The following is an 18,399-nucleotide window of genomic DNA, read 5'->3' as shown; positions in this document are numbered from 1 at the left end:
AGAAGCTCCGCAAGGTTCGACCAATTTGCCGGGAGCAAATTGGCGCAGCGTCAGAAACCCAGGCTTACCGTAAAGCTTGCAGTGCGCTCTGCGCCCAGCAAATACGCGCCTTCCTGGCCGCCGGTAATGTAGGTCTGGTCGGTAACGTTATTTAATGTCAGCGCCATATCAACAAAGCGGAACATATCGCTGTCAGCCATCTCATGACGGTAACCGAAATAGGCATTCCAGACAGTAGAAGAAGGAATGCTGTCGCGGTTCCATACGTTAGTGCCGTTGACCTCAGCGCGTTTTGCCGCGCCATAGTAATCCGCTGTATATTTACCACTAATACCAGCACGGTAGTTACCGTCATTATAATTCAGTGCCGCTACCAGCATTTGTTCTGGTATAGCGGCAACTTTATCGCCGGCACGATAGCCATTAATGGTTTCGCTGTACTCGGCATTGTTTAGCGTAAGTGACGATGTCAGGCTGAAATGAGGCGCAAAACGCCACTCCAGACTGGTTTCCAGGCCATCAGATTTCACACCACCAACGTTAACAAAGGTACCATCCAGCTCGGTAAGGTAGTCTGGCAAATCATCAATCTCGGAATACGACAACAGGGTAATGCGGTTGTTGAACTTAACTTTATAATAGGTGGCAGACAGATTAAGTGTTTCACCAAAGTAACGTAAGCCCAGGTCGAAGTTGTCTGCGGTTTCCGCCTCCAGATCAGCAAACTCCTGCCCCGCAGTATTGAGAATAGTATCAGGGATGGCTTTAAAGTTTTCTGCATAGCCGGCAAACAGCTCAATTCTTTCGCTCAGGCGGTATACCAGGCCAATGCTTGGCAATAAGTCTGAATCGCTATCAAGGTTACCGTTGTTCGCCGGGTTGAAGTTGTCTGTACGTTCGATATCAATCAGATATTGTTGGACACCTAAAACCAGCTGTAGATCGCCAAAGGTCAGGGTGTCTTGCAGGTAGAACTTAACAACATCATGTTGATAGTCGTCGTCAAACTGCACCCAGTAGGGTGTTTGATCAAAATAGTGATATACCTTAGGGTCCAGCACTTTATGCCAGTCACGAATTTGGCTCCGATCCTGTTGCTCCAGCCAGACACCGGCACGGATTAACTGATTATCCAGCGTCCAGTTCAGGTTGGCAGTTACACCAAAACGTTGTTTTTCATAGTGGGTATGGCGATAAGAGGCTACCCGTCTGGCACCTGACGTGTCGGCATTGCTGTCCAAGATTGGCTGGCCGTTGGCGTCGACATAATTATAAGTAGTGCGGTTTGCACCATTGCCGTTGCTGATCTGATTGCCTGCTGCGTCAGTGGCGTACACCTGATACGGCGGTAGCCAGTCACCGCGGCCATTTTGCAGATGCAGATAAGGCGTGACATCCATCTCAATACTGTCACTAACATCAAACTCTGCTTTGACATACAGCAAGGTATTTTCGCGCAGTGTCGACCAGGCTTCGGCGAAGTTCTGATCGATATCCGGGTTGCCGGTCCAGACGTTAGTTAGGCCATCCCAGCGTGGGTTTTGTTTAAACTGCTCAAGCGAGCGGTAGTCGTAGTTATCTTCGTGCGCATCATTGTAGGATAAACGAGCTGTGACACGGCCGGCATCCAGTTCAGTAATGCTTTTCGCTTCAATATGAAGACGGTTGCTGTAGCCATTACTGCCACTGCCAATCCAGCGGTTGTGGTAGCTGTCTGATAAACTGAAATACGCCGTGGTATTGCCGAATATTTCGCCGCTGTCATAGCGGGCAAAATAACGCCGGGCATTATGGCTGCCATTAGATATGCCGACTCTGGCGCCACGTTTCATATCGGGGTTGTCGGAAACAAAATTCAGTGTGCCGCCCAAAGCGTCTAATGAAGCAGAGGCAATGTCAGATGCACCTTGGCCCACCTCAACGTAGCGGGTATTTTCGCTATCCATGTAGCGGTTAGCTTTACTGCCACCGGCATAGGCGGAGCCGCCGTTTGGCACGCCGTCGATGGTAATGCCCAGTTGCTGATCAGCGCGATCAATCACAAAGCCGCGCATGCTGATAGTGGTGGTATAGTCATCGCTGCCAAAGGCATCACCCTGACCGACGTTAACCCCCGGCAGGTTGTTGACCAAATCCAGTACATTTGCGATTGGCGCGTGCAAATGTTGCATATCATTATTAGTAGTGTTGTTGGCGTAGCTAACCCGTTTGCCAACCACTGACAACACTTCTACCTGTTGTTCAGAGGCTTGCAACATCTCTTCAGCCTGCGCCAAAGCGCTGATAGTGGAGATAATAGCCACAGTGATAAGATTAAATTTAATTATGTGCACAATATTTCTCCTGACAATATATGTTTAGTACATATTGTTGTTGTAGTTATGGTGGTCGGAGTAGTAATCCTCGACGGTGGCCAATTTTGAGCAACAAATATTTATTTTGTGTGTGATTAATGTTTATTTTTTATGTTTTTAATTCGTCATTTTTATGACATTCACACCGTTGTCATAATGGTTTGTAATGCTTTATTTGATAAATTCTTTAAGGGCTAACGATGATGTTACGCAGAGGTTTTGTTCAATCTTTAACTTTGGTAATGATGATGCTTACCTTTTTGGCGACTGCCGCAGCGCAGCTAGGCCCCCGTCCTTTTTATCTTGTGCAGTCTTTACCGGAGGGAGCGTTGAAGCAGCAGCTGCAAAGCTGTGCGGATGGACCTTTTTACCGTACTGACTTTTCTATCGCACATCGCGGTGCGCCACTGATGTTTCCAGAGCATAGCAAGCCCTCATACCAGGCAGCTATCAATATGGGTGCGGGGATAGTGGAGTGCGATGTTACCTTTACCGCTGATCAGCAGCTGGTATGCCGTCATGCGCAATGTGATTTACACCAGACTACTGATATTTTGCTGCGGCCTGAACTGGCAGCAAAGTGCACTGCGCCCTTTAGCCCGGCACAAGCGTCGACTGGTCAGGCAGCGACTGCCCGGTGTTGTACCAGTGATATTACCGCCGCGGAATTTAGCGGGTTGTGTGCCAAAATGGATGGCGTTGATACCCAGGCACAATCTGTTGAAGATTATCTGCAAGGTACGCCTTCCTGGCGCACCGACTTGTACAGTCAGTGTGCTAAGCCAATGACCCATAAAGAGTCGGTGGCGTTGTTTATGCAACGTGGGGTGAAGATGATTCCTGAGCTAAAAGCACCTGAGGTCGCAATGCCGTTTAATGGTCGTTATAGCCAACAGCAATATGCACAGCAGCTGGTGGCTGAATATAAGAGCGCGGGCGTGGCACCGTCTCAGGTGTATCTGCAGTCATTCAGCTGGCAGGATATAGAGTACTGGCTGGAGCATGAACCAGAGTTTGCCCGCCAGGCGGTGTGGCTGGATGGCCGTTACGAGCAACCCGGTTTTGATCCGATGCAAGCAGGCAGCTGGCAGCCATCAATGGCCGGGCTAAAAGCCGCCGGGCTTAACATTATTGCTCCACCGCTGTGGGTGCTGGTAACAGAACACAATGGCAAAATAGTGCCATCAGCTTATGCTTTAGCTGCCAAAGCAGCCGGACTGGAGATTATTGCCTGGAGCCTGGAGCGCTCGGCGCCGCTGGCACAAGGAGTGGACTGGTACTATCAGTCATTGCCGGCGCTGGCACAGGATGACAGTGCTATTTTGCAGTTGCTGCACGTATTGGCGCAGCAGGTTGGTGTTAGAGGTGTGTTCTCTGACTGGCCGGCCACCAGCACTTTTTATGCAAATTGTCTGCTGTCAGCCTCATCAGACTAACGGCTTATATTGGCAGCTACCATCGCTAACTCGTTGTGATTGTGCTATAAATCGATACTGAAACGGCAGCGCATTACTCAGCCTCGGTTCAGTTATACACTGCTAAAACCTGCTCTTGTCTCAACACAGGTATGCCCGCAACGTGTCAACATTATCACCAGCTATCCCGACAGAATCGCAGTCATCTTTAACTGCCGCTGCCAGCGATGAGTTGGTATTGTGTCCGCATTGTGATTTAGTACAGTACTTGCCCAGATTGGCAGAGGGCGAAGAAGCCCATTGCCTGCGGTGTCAGTATCAGCTGGATGCACGCCAGCATAACCCCATTATGCGGCCGGCGTTGTATGCGGCCTCAGCTTTGCTGATGTTGTTACTGGCCAATCTGTTTCCATTTGTCAGTATGGCCGTTGCCGGAAATCGCAGTGAAATCCGTTTTTTTGATACCTCGGCAGTGTTATTTTCTGAATATCAGCAGGTGCTGGCGATTCTGGTCTGGTTGTTTATTCAGGCAGTACCGGCATTTTGTATGTTGGCGGTTATTTATTTAAAAGCAGGTATGCGCTATAGGCTACCCGCCCGGATATGGGTGGCCAGGGTGCTGTATATGTTGAAACCCTGGAGTATGGTCGATATTTTTCTGATGGGCTTGTTGATCAGCTTTGTAAAACTGGTGGCAACAGCAGAAATTTCACTGGGCATGAGTTTCTGGGCGTTTTGCCTGTTTTGTTTATTGCACTTACGTACCTTTCAGGTACTTGACCGCCATGCATTGTGGGCCAGCATTGCGCCAAACCCGCCGCCGGCAACAGAAGTCATGGCCGGCAGTACTGGCCTGGAGCAGCATTTGAAGTTATGCCATTGTTGTACCGCAGTGTTACCGCTGCAACAACGTCACTGCAGCCGCTGTTATACCCGGGTAGCAGCCCGGCTGCCTGCGAGTTTACAAAAAACCCTGGCCTTGCTGGTTACTGCTTGTGTGCTTTATGTGCCGGCCAATTTATTGCCGATTATGCGCACCGTATCGTTTGGTGAAGTCACCGACTCAACTATCATTAGTGGCTTTGTTTTAATGTGGCAGGATGGCGAGTATCCGGTAGCGATAATTATCTTCCTGGCCAGCGTGGTTATCCCGATTGTCAAAATCATAGTCATGTTCTGGCTATGTTATCTGGCTGGTACGTCCAAACGGGTTGGTGGCAAGCACAGTGGTAATATTTACCGTTTGGTTGACTGGGTTGGCCGCTGGTCTATGGTAGACGTGCTGGTAGTCGCCTTTATGGCGGCACTGGTACGTTTTGGCTTACTGGCCAGCGTTTATCCGGGTATAGGTGCTGTATTATTTGCAGCGGTGGTTATTACTACTATGCTGGCTGCGGTCAGTTTTGACCCACGGTTATTGTGGGATAAACAACAGCCAGTTTCAGATAAACTGTTTCAATACCAGGCAGCAGAAGGAATATCAAGGTGACAGAGTCGGCACAGGTTAAGGCGAACGTCAGGGTTATTAAGCAGTTGTCACCTATTTGGGTGGTGCCGATAGCGGCGGTATTAATTGGCTTGTGGATGCTGTTCAGTCACTTTCAAAACCAGGGTGTTATGTTGTTGTTGGTTGCAGAAGATGCAGAAGGCATTGTAGCAGGCAAAACCCAGATTAAAAATCGTAGTGTTGATGTCGGCCAGGTGGTGTCGGTTGAGCTAAGCGCAGACTTAACCCAGGTGCTGATTCAGGCCCGGATGAAGCCTAATATGACGCCGTTGCTAAATGCCGGTTCGCAGTTCTGGGTGGTAAAGCCTCAGATCGGGCGTGGCGGGGTAACCGGGCTCAATACCCTGTTGTCAGGGGTGTATATTGAACTGCAGCCGGGTGACAATGGTGAGACCCTGCTAAGCCATCCGTTGTTAAATTCTCCGCCAGTCGCCCCGGCGGATGCCCCCGGCGTTCGGGTTAATTTAAACTCAGCAGATACTACCGGCCTGGCTGTTGGCGATCCGGTATTGTATCGTGGTTATGAAGTCGGGACAGTAGAGTTAAGTAATTTTAACGTTTCAGAACGACGTACCCAATTTCAGCTGTATATTCGTGAACCCTATGACGAACTGGTAACGGACAATATCCGGTTTTGGTTAAGTAGCGGCGTGGCTTTTGATTTATCTGCCGAGGGATTAAGTGTTGATATCGGTTCAGCAACCACCTTGCTAAGCGGTGGCGTCAGCTTTGATTTAATGGATGGCTGGCCAGCTGGTGAGCGGGCTGAGGACGGCACTGAGTTTCAGTTGTTTCCGGATAAACAAAGTATTCAGGAAGGACTGTACAGCCAATATATTGAATACCTGGTTTTTTTTGATGAGTCAGTTCGTGGTCTGAAGGCCGGGGCTCCTGTTGAGTATCGTGGGGTACGGGTAGGTACTGTTGCTACAGTGCCATTTTTCTTTGCCATAGATAAACCTTTTGAAGTGTCGTTGCAGCAGGGGGTTCCGGTATTAATCAGGATTGAATCGGCCAGGTTATATGAAAAGTTAAACTTGTCGCAGCTGGATTCAGAGCTGCAGCAGGCAATTGCTGACGGTTTACATGCGGTACTGAAAACCGGCAATTTAATTACCGGAGCGTTATATATTGACCTTGATATCAGCAGTAGCTGGCGTGAGGATAAGGCGTTGCAACAGTTGTTTAGTGAGCAGCAACAATTAAGTACTTCGGCGGGGTATCCGGCGCTGCCGTCGGCCCGCAGTGGCTTTAGCAATATGGAGCAAAAGCTGCTGATGGCATTGGATAAAATTAATAACTTGCCGGTTGAATCTATGCTGGCGCAAGGTGAGCAAACCCTCGCTGCCACCAATGAAGTGATGCAAAACGCTCAGCAACTGATGTTAAGCATGCAAACGTTAATAGATCAGCCGCAATTACAACAATTACCCGCAGACATTCAGCTGAGTTTGCAGCAGCTGCGCAGCACCTTGCAGGGCTTTAGTCCGGAAGCGGAAGCCTATGGCAGTGTCAGCGCTAACTTGCAGGCTTTGGAACAGGTATTAAGAGAGTTACAACCGGTAATTAAAACCCTGAACCAGCAAAGTAATTCGTTAATATTTAATGCTAGTGACCAGCCGGAACCTGAACCAAGGAAAGCCAGATTATGAAATTTTTAGTGTTGATTGTCATTTTCATTGGCATATCTGCTTGTAGCAGCCCGACGCCAGTCAGTTATTATCAGTTAACGATGGCAATGCCACAGCAGGCCAATCCGCCTGAGCCATCTGAGGCCAAAACTCATTTACAGTTACAACCTGTTAAGGTTGCTAACTTTTTAAATGGTGCTGGCCTGGTAATGGCGCGCTCTGATGTTGAGCTGGTTATCGCCAACCGGCACTTGTGGGCCGATGCGCTCGATCAGCAATTATACCGGCTGCTGGCCGAACAATTGCAAGCGAGGTTGCCTGCTTTTCAGCTGGCGCCGGCCAGTGGCGCTGACGACCTGCGGTTGCAACTGACGATTGACCGTTTTCATGCCCAGGCAAATGGCGTAGCTATTATCAGTGGCCATTACAGCTTAAGCTCCGGCAACCATCGAGCAAACCACGCTTTTAATTATCAACAACCATTACAGGCTGATGGCTATCCGGCGCTGGTCAGTGCGCTTAGCACCGGCTGGCAGCAATTAGTAACTGAGTTGATTGCTGATATTGAGCAGCAGGACTTGTAATCAACTTCGCTTCACGTTATCTTTCTGGACGGCTGGACGTTAAAAAGTCCTTAGTGATTCGCAGCCGAAATGGCTGGCATCACCCGGTTTTATTATTCAGCTGGCTCGCTACCCCCCATAATGCCTTTATTTAGGGCGGCGACACTACGAATGCTAAACTATGCTGTTTGCATGGTTATATTGTCATGAAACACTGGTTGTCTGAAAACACAGGCGAGTAAAGGAGAACACGCAGATGGTTACTGATCTATTGCTCGAGTCGGCGACATTAATGCTGATTGGCATGGCAACTGTGTTTACATTTTTATTGCTGCTGGTGTTGTTAATGACAGTGATGAGCCGTTTGTTACTGCGTTACGCGCCAGTGAAAGTTGCCGATAAAACCAACAAAATTGATGCTGCCACTCATGGTGTCTCACCGGCTGTGGTTGCTGCTATCAGTGCTGCAGTGCACCAGTATCGCCAACAACATAAATAAGAGGAAGCTGGCATGACGAAGCCTTTGTTATTAACTGAGTTAGTTCTGCGCGATGCGCACCAGTCATTACTGGCTACCCGCCTGCGTCTGGAAGATATGTTACCCATTGCCAGTAAACTTGATCAGGTTGGCTATTGGTCGATGGAATCCTGGGGTGGTGCAACCTTCGATTCTTGTATCCGCTACCTCGGAGAAGATCCCTGGCATCGCATTCGCGAACTGAAAAAGGCTATGCCAAACACTAAACAGCAAATGCTGTTGCGTGGACAGAACCTGTTGGGTTATCGCCACTATGCCGATGACGTGGTTAAAGCCTTTGTCGAGCGGGCACATGCCAACGGTGTAGATGTATTCCGTATTTTTGATGCAATGAATGATATCCGTAACCTGCAAACTGCAGTGCAGGCTGCTATCAGTGTCGGCGCTCATGCCCAGGGCACCATTTCGTATACCGTCAGCCCGGTTCACACTATTGATATGTGGGTCGACATGGCTCGTCAGCTGGAAGACATGGGTTGCGATTCTATTTTTATTAAAGATATGGCGGGTTTGCTCAAACCTTATGTAGCCGAAGAGCTGGTGACCCGGATTAAAGAAGCGACTAACATTCCGCTGGCAATGCAATGCCATGCCACCACTGGCCTGAGTACCGCAACCTATCAGAAATCGATTGATGCCGGCATTGATATGCTGGACACCGCTATTTCATCAATGAGTATGACTTACGGCCACAGTGCTACCGAGACGATAGTCGCGATAACTGAAGGCACTGAGCGTGATACCGGGCTTAACCTGGAGCTGCTGGCAGAAATAGCGGCATATTTCAGGGATGTTCGGAAGAAGTACGCCCGTTTTGAAGGTTCACTTAAAGGGGTTGATGCCAGGATATTACTGGCCCAGGTGCCGGGCGGCATGCTAACCAATATGGAAAGCCAGCTGAAAGAGCAGGGCGCGCTGGACAAGCTGGACGACGTGTTGAAAGAAATACCGCGGGTCAGGGAAGATTTAGGTTTTTTACCACTGGTTACCCCAACCTCGCAAATCGTGGGTACTCAGGCGGTGCTGAATATTTTAACCGGTGAGCGCTATAAAACTATTACTAAAGAAACAGCAGGGGTATTAAAAGGTGAATATGGCGCAACACCTGCCCCGGTAAATAGTGAGCTACAACAGAAAGTGCTGAATGGTGCCGAACCGATAACTTGCCGGCCGGCCGATTTACTGGAACCTGAACTGGATAAATTAAACAGCGAGTTGCTTGATATAGCGAAGGCTGAGTCAATCGATTTAGCAAAAGACACTATCGACGATGTGCTGACTTATGCGTTATTTCCACAGGTCGGCCTGAAGTTTCTGAAAAACCGCAATAACCCTGCTGCCTTTGAGCCGGCACCTGAAGCTGAAGAAGAGCAGAGTGGCAGCGGTGCCAGCACACCTAAGGCAGCAACTTCCGGACCAGCTGCTTACAGTGTGCGGGTAGACGGCAAGGTGTACGAGGTGGAAGTGGCACCAACCGGTGAACTGAAAAGTGTCCGGCCCGTGGTTTCGGAAAATATTCCCGGCAGCGCTTCGGTAACAGGTGGCGCTACCTTAAATGCGCCGCTGGCAGGCAATATCTGGAAAATCACTACCAAAGTTGGCGACACAGTCAAACGGGGTGACGTGGTCATTATTATGGAAGCGATGAAAATGGAAACCGAGGTGCGGGCTGTGGCTGATGGCACCATTGCCAGGATTCATATTGCGGCAGGTGATGCGGTCAGTACCGGTGACGTACTGATTAGTTTTGAGTAGTACGACCGGCTTAAGGAATTTACATGGACGCGCTTAATACCCTGATTGCTTCGACCGGCATAGTGCACTTTACTGTGGGGCAGGTAGTGATGATGCTGGTGGGCTTTTTGCTGTTGTATCTGGCAATTGCCCGCGGTTTTGAGCCTTTGTTGCTACTGCCGATTGGCTTTGGTGCCATTCTAACCAATATCCCGTTGGCAGGTATGGGTGATCCGGGTGGCCTGCTTTATATGATTTATGAAGTTGGGATTGGTACAGGCTTTTTCCCACTGCTTATTTTTATGGGTGTGGGGGCAATGACCGATTTCAGCGCATTAATAGCCAACCCCAGGATGTTGTTTCTGGGGGCTGCAGCGCAGTTTGGTATTTTTGCCACCTTATTTGGTGCCATTGCCCTGAACTGGGTGCCGGGTTTAAGCTTTACCCTGAAAGAAGCGTCTGCAATTGCCATTATTGGTGGTGCAGATGGCCCGACCGCGATTTTCCTGGCATCTAAGCTGGCACCAGATTTATTAGGTGCTATTGCGGTAGCGGCATACTCCTATATGGCGCTGGTGCCAATTATTCAGCCGCCTATTATGAAGGCCCTGACGACTAAGGCCGAGCGCGAAATTCAGATGACTCAGCTGCGCTCCGTTGGCAAGCGGGAGAAAGTGATCTTCCCGCTTATGCTGGTGCTACTTACCATTTTGTTGCTGCCAACCGCTGCACCGTTAATTGGCATGTTTTGTCTGGGTAACCTGATGCGCGAATCCGGGGTAGTAGAGCGGTTAAGTAAAACGGCTCAGAATGAACTGATTAATATTGTCACCATTTTCCTTGGTCTGGCTGTGGGCTCAAGGTTAAGTGCTGATAAGTTTTTAACCACCCAGACCCTGGGGATTCTGATCCTGGGGATGGTTGCTTTTGCTATTGGTACTGCTGCTGGGGTGTTGATGGCCAAACTGATGTCTAAGTTGTCGAAACAGCCGATAAACCCGTTAATTGGTGCTGCCGGGGTATCTGCAGTGCCTATGGCGGCAAGGGTGGTAAATAAAGTAGGGTTACAGGCTAACCCGCACAACTTCCTGCTAATGCATGCCATGGGCCCAAATGTAGCCGGGGTTATTGGCTCAGCAGTAGCAGCAGGTATTTTGTTAGCGCTGGTAGGCTAGTAATGACATTGTTGTCGCTTATTTGCCGTTAACGCACGGCGTTGATGAATGCGCGGGGAGGGGCTGCGCTTAAGGTAAATAGGCGACGCCCAATACACAGGCTTTACTGGCACCGGTAACCTCTGGCAGGTTGCCGTTAATCTGATGCTGAAACGCCCAGGCCAGCCAGGCAAAAGCCATAGCTTCCAGCCAATCTGCATCTACCCCCAGCTCATTGGTACTGCTAACGGCGCAGCCAGGTAACAACAGGGCTAAATCGGCCATCAATACAGAGTTATGGACACCACCACCACAAACGAAAACCTGCTGCAGTTGACTGTGTTGCAGGCTGTCGCTAATAGTCTGCGCCGTTAAACGGCATAGGGTGCGCTGGATATCTGCCGGGTTAAATTGTTCAGGCTGGAATTGTTGCAGCCATTTCAGGTTAAAGTATTCACGGCCAGTGCTTTTCGGCGCTGGCCTGGCAAAATAGCGATCTGTCAGCATCTTCGCCAGCAATTCTGGTAACAGCTGCCCCTGACTGCAAAATTCACCGTTGTCGTCATAAGGTTTTGCCTGGCAATGCATAATCCAGTTATCCAGCAGTGCGTTACCAGGCCCGGTGTCAAAGCCTGTTACCGGGCTGTCGGCCAGTAACAGGGTAATATTGGCAATGCCGCCGATATTAACAATAGCCCGGCGAATCGCCGCCTGTTGAAATATCGCCCGGTGAAACGCAGGTACTAAAGGTGCACCCTGACCGCCATAGGCGATATCTTTACGTCTGAAATCAGCAATTACCGGAATTTGACAAAGCATCGCCAGCTTGTGCATATCGCCAATCTGATAGCTGAAAGGGAAAATGGCATCTGGCCGGTGGCGGATCGTCTGACCATGGCAACCGATAGCAGCAATGTCGCTCGCAGCGAGATCAGCTTGTGCCAGCAGCACTTTTACCCCAGCTGCATAGCACCTGGCCAGCTGTTGTTCGGTCAGGCCAAGTAGTTCTATTTCATTGTTGCCGGGCTGGCTTAGCTGCTGCAGCTGTTGTTTCAACGCCGGAGGGAAAGGATGAAGCAAGCTGCTTATTAGCTTAGGTTGCGGGGTAAAGCTGGCAAGCACCAAATCTATGCCATCAAGACTGGTGCCGGACATGATCCCTATGTAATACATAGTGCTGCGGCCTCAGGGCGCTGTTCTGGCTAATAACACCCGTTCTTTGGTTTGCAGCTCGGCTAATACCGGCGCGGCACTGGCAACAAATAAATCGCGTTCTGCACCTTGTAATGGGGTAGCTTGCGGCAGTTTTACTGTTCTTGGGTTGCGATGCACACCATTTAATAAAAACTCATAGTGTAAATGGGCACCGGTTACCCGCCCGGTAGCACCCAGCCGGCCAATAGTTTCGCCTTGTTTTACCTTATCGCCGGTTTTAACGTTGCGCCGCGATAAGTGCAGATATTTGGTAACGATATTATTGGCGTGTTTAATAAACACATAATTACCATTAAGATTGTTATAGCCGGAATGGGTAACTCTGCCATCACCGGCAGCCATAATAGGTGTGCCAACCGGCGCAACGTAGTCTACGCCGTTGTGCGCTTTCACTTTACCCAGCACTGGATGCAGCCGGCGCGGATTGAAGTTTGAACTAACATATTGAAAACTTACCGGTGCGCGTAAAAAGGCCTGACGCATACTGGCACCATCCGGTTTGTAATAATTACCGTCGGTATGCCGTACTGCCTGAATAACCTGGCCCTGATTCTGAAATTGGGCGGCAATAATGGTGCCATAGCCAACGAAGTCACCGTCGACATAATTTGCCTGATACAGCACGCTAAAGCTGTCACCGGCACGCAAGTCCAGACCAAAATCGATGTCCCAGCCAAAAATGCCGGCCAGGTTCATTATTTGGGCGTCAGATAAACCGGCCTCTATACCAGCATTCCAGAAGCTGTTTTTGATCTCCGCACTGGCAAATTGCTGCCGATGCTCAACCAGTTTTTCAAGTTCTTCTGCTTCAAACTGCCCAGCCGCATTACGGCTGACTTTTAGTGTTTTCAGTTTATTGATGGCATAGCGCAGTTCGCTGAGTTCACCCTGTTCGTTTAAACCAAATTCCAGCGTTTCCCCCGGGAAAAGCCGGGTAAGGGTCTTAGTGCTGTCGCCTAATGCCAGTACCGCCAGCATAGTTTGCTGACTCACATTCGCTTTGCGAAATAAATTGGACAATACATCACCACGTTGTACCTGCAGGGTAGTCCATTGTAAATCGTCTTCAGCTTCATACTCCGGCAGTGCATCGCCTGCGTCGGTATCTGCGTACCCGGTACCGGTTTGTTCTGGATTAGGAATATCGAGACTGTAGCGTTTGCCAATTTGTAGCGCGTTGCTGTCACTGCTTCGGGATGCTGAAGCCTGCTCTGACGGTAGTAACAAAATAATTGCTAAACATACCGATACAGCAAGGATCAGCGCACGGTGTTGAGAAGGAATTTTTGCTACCAGTTGCCGCATAAGATCCGCTTTCAGTTGAAAATGCACAAAAACCGAGCATAAACTTTTTTTTTAGAAGATACCAGAGTTTTGTGCGTTTCCCCTGGCTGGAACATGCTATAGAATGGCTGTTGTTTAAGCAAAAATTTACTAAGTCAGGAGTGGAAAATGGCCGAATGGGCACAGGCGTTAGCTGAATTAAAACGCGGCTGCGAGGAGATCTTGCTGGAAGATGAGCTAATTGCCAAGTTGAAGACCGGCAAGCCTTTAAAAGTAAAGGCTGGCTTTGATCCTACGGCACCTGATTTGCACCTGGGTCATACTGTGCTTATCAATAAATTGCGCACCTTTCAACAGCTTGGCCATGAGGTGATATTTCTGATTGGCGATTTTACCGGCATGATAGGCGATCCCAGTGGTAAAAACGTGACCCGCAAACCCTTGAGCCGGGAAGACGTGCTGGCTAATGCTGAAACGTATAAAGAACAGGTATTTAAAATACTTGATCCGGCAAAAACCCGGGTGGCTTTTAACTCTGAGTGGATGGGTGAGTTGGGCGCTGCCGGTATGATTAAACTGGCGTCACGTCAGACCGTTGCCCGCATGTTGGAGCGGGATGATTTTAAAAAACGGTTTGCTAATAATCAGTCAATCGCCATTCATGAATTTTTATACCCATTGGTTCAGGGATGGGACTCGGTAGCATTAGAGGCCGATATTGAAATGGGTGGTACCGATCAGCGCTTTAACTTGCTGATGGGCCGTGAGTTGCAAAAAGATGAAGGGCAGCGTCCGCAAACCGTGATGATGGTGCCGTTGCTGGAAGGCTTAGATGGTGTACAGAAAATGTCTAAGTCGCTGGGTAATTATGTTGGTATTACCGACGAGCCAACAGAGATGTTTGGTAAGATTATGTCGATATCAGATGAACTGATGTGGCGTTACTACGATTTGCTCAGTTTCAGACCCCTGGCAGAAGTCGCTGAGTTAAAACAGCAGATGGCGCAGGGTGCCAACCCGCGGGATATTAAAATTAACCTGGCTAAAGAAATTATTGCCCGCTTTCATGACGAAGCTGCAGCTGAAGCAGCCCATCAGGACTTCACCCAGCGGTTCAGTAAAAATGCTTTGCCGGATGATATTCCCGAAATTACCGTAACTTGTGATGCCGGGGCTATGCCCATCGCTAATTTGTTAAAAGAGGCTGGATTAGTTGCCAGTACGTCTGAAGCAATAAGAATGATTAAGCAAGGTGCGGTAAAAAAGGATGGTGCCAGTAAAGTTGACGATAGCAAACTTGAAGTAGCAAAAGGTAGCACGGCAATTTATCAGGTAGGCAAACGTAAATTTGCTAAAGTGACGTTGCGTTAAACTGTCATTTCATATTTGTATTTAACCCATCAAAGGTCGCAACTGCGGCCTTTGACTTAACTGCAATTTATCCTTGTATTTTCTCATCCCCGCCCCGATGCACTACACTTAGATAACACGCAATAGCTGAGGAATGTTATGAATCAAAATAATCCCTACGCCGACAAGCTGAAGGCAGCCGAACATGAATACCAGATATTCAGTTTAGCCAAAGCCGCGACCATACATGGTACGGTTGACCGTTTACCGTTTTCGCTAAAGGTGTTGTTAGAAAACCTATTGCGTAATCTTGATGGCGATACCGTCACTGAGCAAGATATTCAGGCACTGGTTGACTGGCAAAAACATGGTCATGCAGATCGGGAAATTGCTTTTCGGCCAGCCCGTGTATTGATGCAGGATTTCACTGGTGTGCCAGCAGTGGTTGATTTAGCAGCCATGCGGGCTGCAGTAGCTGAGTTGGGTGAAGACCCTCAGAAAATTAATCCGTTGTCGCCGGTTGACCTGGTAATAGACCACTCGGTGATGGTGGATCACTTTGCCACTGATCAGGCGTTTAAACAAAACGTGGCAATAGAGATGGAGCGCAACTTTGAACGCTATACCTTTTTACGTTGGGGCCAGCAGGCATTTGCCAATTTTAAAGTGGTACCGCCCGGCACGGGTATTTGCCACCAGGTCAATCTGGAGTATTTAGGGCAGAGTGTGTGGGCAAAGCAGACCGACGAGGGTGAGCAAGCCTACCCTGATACACTGGTCGGCACCGATTCGCATACCACCATGATCAACGCTTTGGGCGTTCTAGGCTGGGGTGTCGGTGGTATTGAGGCTGAAGCCGCCATGCTGGGTCAACCCGTTTCAATGTTGATACCAGAGGTAGTTGGACTGGAGTTTACGGGTAAGCTGGCGGCTGGCATTACCGCGACAGATTTAGTTTTAACGGTAACCGAGTTGTTGCGTAAACACGGCGTGGTTGGCAAATTTGTAGAGTTCTTTGGTGACGGTCTGGATCATCTCAGCCTGGCTGATCGGGCGACTATTGCTAATATGGCGCCGGAATATGGTGCGACCTGTGGCTTCTTCCCGGTTGACCAGGTTACTCTGGATTATATGGCGTTAACTGGTCGTGACGATAAAATTATTGCCCGGGTCAAAGCCTATTGTCAGGCGCAGGGATTATGGCGCAAGCCTGGCCACAAAGCCATTTACACCGATGTGTTGCATCTGGACTTAAGCAAGGTGGTACCATCACTGGCCGGGCCAAAACGGCCGCAGGATAAAGTCAGTTTACCCGCGTTGAAACAGCACTGCGATGATGTGTTGGCGCTGCAGTTAAAAAACGCTGCCGAACGTGAAGCTAAAATGCTCGATGAAGGAGGGGCGCAGCCACAGCCACAGAGTGACAACAACCATGTTGATCTGGACGGTCAGCAAATAAAACTGAACCATCATGCCGTAGTCATTGCTGCCATCACCTCCTGCACTAATACTTCTAACCCTAGCGTATTAATGGCCGCTGGATTACTGGCTAAAAATGCGCTGGCAAAAGGCTTAAATCGTAAGCCCTGGGTAAAAAGTTCACTTGCTCCGGGGTCCAAAGTGGTTACCCGATACCTTGAGAAGGCGGGTTTAATGCAGCCGCTGGAGCAATTAGGTTTTAACCTGGTTGGCTACGGCTGTACCACCTGCATTGGTAACTCTGGTCCTCTGGCAAAAGAACTGGAGCAGGCTATTGGCGACAATAACTTAAATGTGTCGGCTGTACTGTCAGGCAATCGCAATTTTGAAGGGCGTATTCATCCGCTGGTGCAATCTAACTGGTTAGCTTCACCGCCGCTGGTGGTGGCGTTTGCGCTGGCAGGCACGGTTAATATAGATTTAAGTGCCGAGCCAATTGGCAACGATAACGCGGGCAAATCGGTTTATCTGAAAGATATCTGGCCCAGTAATCAAGACATTGCCACTGAAGTTGCTAAAGTACAAAGCAGCATGTTTAAAAGCGAATATGCTGATGTATTCAGCGGTGATGATACCTGGCAAGCGATAGATGTACCTAAAGATAAAACCTACACCTGGCCAGAATCGAGTTATATCCGCCAGCCCAGCTTTTTTCAGGGTATGGGCCGTCAGCCAGAGCCGGTACAGGATATCAGCGAAGCCAGAGTGCTGGCGTTGTTAGGCGATTCGGTTACCACCGACCATATCTCACCAGCAGGTAGTATTAAAGCGAGCAGTCCTGCGGGGCGCTATCTGGAACAGCTCGGTGTTGTACCTGCCGACTTTAACTCTTATGGTTCACGTCGCGGCAATCATGAGGTTATGGTGCGTGGTACTTTCGCCAACGTGCGAATTCGCAATGAAATGGTACCCGGTACTGAAGGTGGCGTAACATTGCACCAGCCGTCTGCAGAGCAAATGGCTATTTACGATGCAGCAGAGCGTTACAAGCAGGAAAAAACACCTTTGGTAGTCGTGGCAGGTAAAGAGTATGGCACCGGCTCGTCCCGGGATTGGGCCGCGAAGGGTACGTTATTGCTAGGAGTAAGGGCCGTACTGGCAGAGTCGTATGAGCGTATCCACCGTTCTAACCTGATTGGTATGGGCGTGCTGCCGTTACAGTTTCTGGCAGGGGTCGATCGTAAACACTTGCAGCTAACGGGTGCCGAAACCTTTAGTATTAAAGGCCTGGACAGTTTAAAACCGAAGCAGAAAGTAGCAGTTCTTATTACTTACCCGGATGGTGATCAACAGAAAATTGATATGCTTTGCCGCATAGATACCGGTAATGAGCTGGCCTACTATCAGCACGGTGGTATCTTACACTATGTGTTAAGAAGGATGATTGGCAGTGCCTGAACCATAATCTGCAGGAGCAGGTTAAGCAAAAAGCTGACTGATTGTCAGCTTTTTGTTTTATGGCTGTTACCGTTTTAACATGCTTGCGACAATGAATCACTGCGTTATTAACTTGCTGCAGGTGGGAGTTGGCAAAAGCCGGTGCCAGATAAAAACCTGCGTCCCGGGTGAAGTAATTGAACAGCTGTAAATTGTGTTCTTGTGCATTGACCTGCATCTCTCGCTGAAGTTGTTCCGCCAACGGCTGCGGCACAGCCAGCATATCGACTCTGTCCATTTTCAGTAGCGGCAGCAATTGCTGATAGTCGTATACCTCATGAACATGCTGGTAATCATTACTTTGTAGATAATGTAGTTGTGGCGATCCTCGTTTTACGCCAATAGTCCGGTTTTTCACCTGTCCATCTTTTAAATGATCCGATTTCAGTTCTCCGGCTTTGAATACAAAGTAATCATCATCCTTTGTCAACCAAATACTGGCATGCAGGTAGCTATCACGCTCGGCGGTAAAGCCCATTGGGTAAATTAAATCCAGTTGGTTTTCCCGGGTTAATTTTAACAGCCGATCGGTGGGCAACGTTTGCCACTCAATATGCATCTGGAGTTCTGTTTCCATGCAGCTGATAATTTCAGCATGTCCATAAATGGCTTCTGGCTGAATTTTGCCGTCAACAACGGTTATGCCGGGGAAGGATTGCACTACACCACCATAAAGCTGCTGCTCCGTGGCGCTGACCGGTGCTCTAAGCAGCAATAAACTGCTGAACAGGAGGCTAA

The 18,399-nt window shown here is 49.1% G+C and carries 12 protein-coding genes; 9 read left to right on the top strand and 3 right to left on the bottom strand.

Going from position 1 to position 18,399, the window contains the following annotated elements; translation table 11 throughout:
- Positions 1-50: 50 nt before the first annotated feature.
- Positions 51-2,333, bottom strand: coding sequence for a TonB-dependent receptor domain-containing protein (locus tag H141_RS0104010; protein WP_019674958.1), 2,283 nt, complete (start codon positions 2,331-2,333; stop codon positions 51-53).
- 350 nt (positions 2,334-2,683) lie between these two features.
- Here H141_RS0104010 and H141_RS0104005 point away from each other — a divergent pair, with 350 nt between their 5' ends.
- The 7 genes from H141_RS0104005 to H141_RS0103975 all read left to right on the top strand — a co-directional run bounded on the left by H141_RS0104005 (position 2,684) and on the right by H141_RS0103975 (position 10,917).
- Positions 2,684-3,790, top strand: coding sequence for a glycerophosphodiester phosphodiesterase family protein (locus H141_RS0104005; RefSeq protein WP_205620332.1), 1,107 nt, complete (start codon positions 2,684-2,686; stop codon positions 3,788-3,790).
- Between the two features lie 142 nt (positions 3,791-3,932).
- Positions 3,933-5,258, top strand: coding sequence for a PqiA/YebS family transporter subunit (locus tag H141_RS0104000; protein WP_019674956.1), 1,326 nt, complete (start codon positions 3,933-3,935; stop codon positions 5,256-5,258).
- Positions 5,255-6,928 (top strand): intermembrane transport protein PqiB, encoded by a 1,674-nt coding sequence (pqiB, locus tag H141_RS0103995; RefSeq protein ID WP_019674955.1) that lies wholly within the window; start codon positions 5,255-5,257, stop codon positions 6,926-6,928. Before H141_RS0104000 ends, pqiB begins: the two co-directional genes overlap by 4 nt.
- A complete protein-coding gene (locus H141_RS0103990) occupies positions 6,925-7,491 on the top strand; it encodes a PqiC family protein (RefSeq protein WP_019674954.1) in 567 nt (188 codons plus the stop codon). The genes pqiB and H141_RS0103990 overlap by 4 nt, the downstream gene beginning before the upstream one ends.
- 235 nt (positions 7,492-7,726) lie before the next feature.
- Positions 7,727-7,969: an oxaloacetate decarboxylase subunit gamma gene (locus tag H141_RS0103985; protein WP_019674953.1), complete on the top strand. Its 243-nt coding sequence runs from the start codon at positions 7,727-7,729 to the stop codon at positions 7,967-7,969.
- A 12-nt stretch (positions 7,970-7,981) separates the two neighbouring features.
- On the top strand, positions 7,982-9,763 hold the full coding sequence (oadA, locus tag H141_RS0103980; RefSeq protein WP_019674952.1) for a sodium-extruding oxaloacetate decarboxylase subunit alpha: 1,782 nt from the start codon (positions 7,982-7,984) through the stop codon (positions 9,761-9,763).
- A 23-nt stretch (positions 9,764-9,786) separates the two neighbouring features.
- Positions 9,787-10,917 carry a sodium ion-translocating decarboxylase subunit beta gene (locus tag H141_RS0103975; protein ID WP_019674951.1) on the top strand — a complete coding sequence of 377 codons (1,131 nt, stop codon included), beginning with the start codon at positions 9,787-9,789 and terminating at the stop codon, positions 10,915-10,917.
- Between the two features lie 69 nt (positions 10,918-10,986).
- Here the strand turns inward: H141_RS0103975 and H141_RS0103970 are convergent, their stop codons facing one another.
- Positions 10,987-12,069 carry an anhydro-N-acetylmuramic acid kinase gene (locus H141_RS0103970; RefSeq protein ID WP_033425360.1) on the bottom strand — a complete coding sequence of 361 codons (1,083 nt, stop codon included), beginning with the start codon at positions 12,067-12,069 and terminating at the stop codon, positions 10,987-10,989.
- 12 nt (positions 12,070-12,081) lie between these two features.
- On the bottom strand, positions 12,082-13,416 hold the full coding sequence (locus H141_RS0103965) for a peptidoglycan DD-metalloendopeptidase family protein (protein ID WP_019674949.1): 1,335 nt from the start codon (positions 13,414-13,416) through the stop codon (positions 12,082-12,084).
- A 147-nt stretch (positions 13,417-13,563) separates the two neighbouring features.
- On the opposite strand from H141_RS0103965, the gene tyrS reads away from it, so the two are divergent.
- Positions 13,564-14,766 (top strand): tyrosine--tRNA ligase, encoded by a 1,203-nt coding sequence (gene tyrS / locus H141_RS0103960; protein ID WP_019674948.1) that lies wholly within the window; start codon positions 13,564-13,566, stop codon positions 14,764-14,766.
- A gap of 138 nt (positions 14,767-14,904) precedes the next feature.
- Positions 14,905-17,622, top strand: coding sequence for an aconitate hydratase AcnA (gene acnA / locus H141_RS0103955; RefSeq protein ID WP_019674947.1), 2,718 nt, complete (start codon positions 14,905-14,907; stop codon positions 17,620-17,622).
- The last annotated feature ends 777 nt before the right edge of the window (positions 17,623-18,399 follow it).

The sequence above is a fragment of the Arsukibacterium perlucidum DSM 18276 genome (assembly GCF_000382165.1).
Classification (GTDB): Bacteria; Pseudomonadota; Gammaproteobacteria; order Enterobacterales; family Alteromonadaceae; genus Alishewanella; species Alishewanella perlucidum.
Note: the sequence above shows the minus strand (reverse complement) of the source record. Positions and strands in the feature narration are given on the sequence as shown.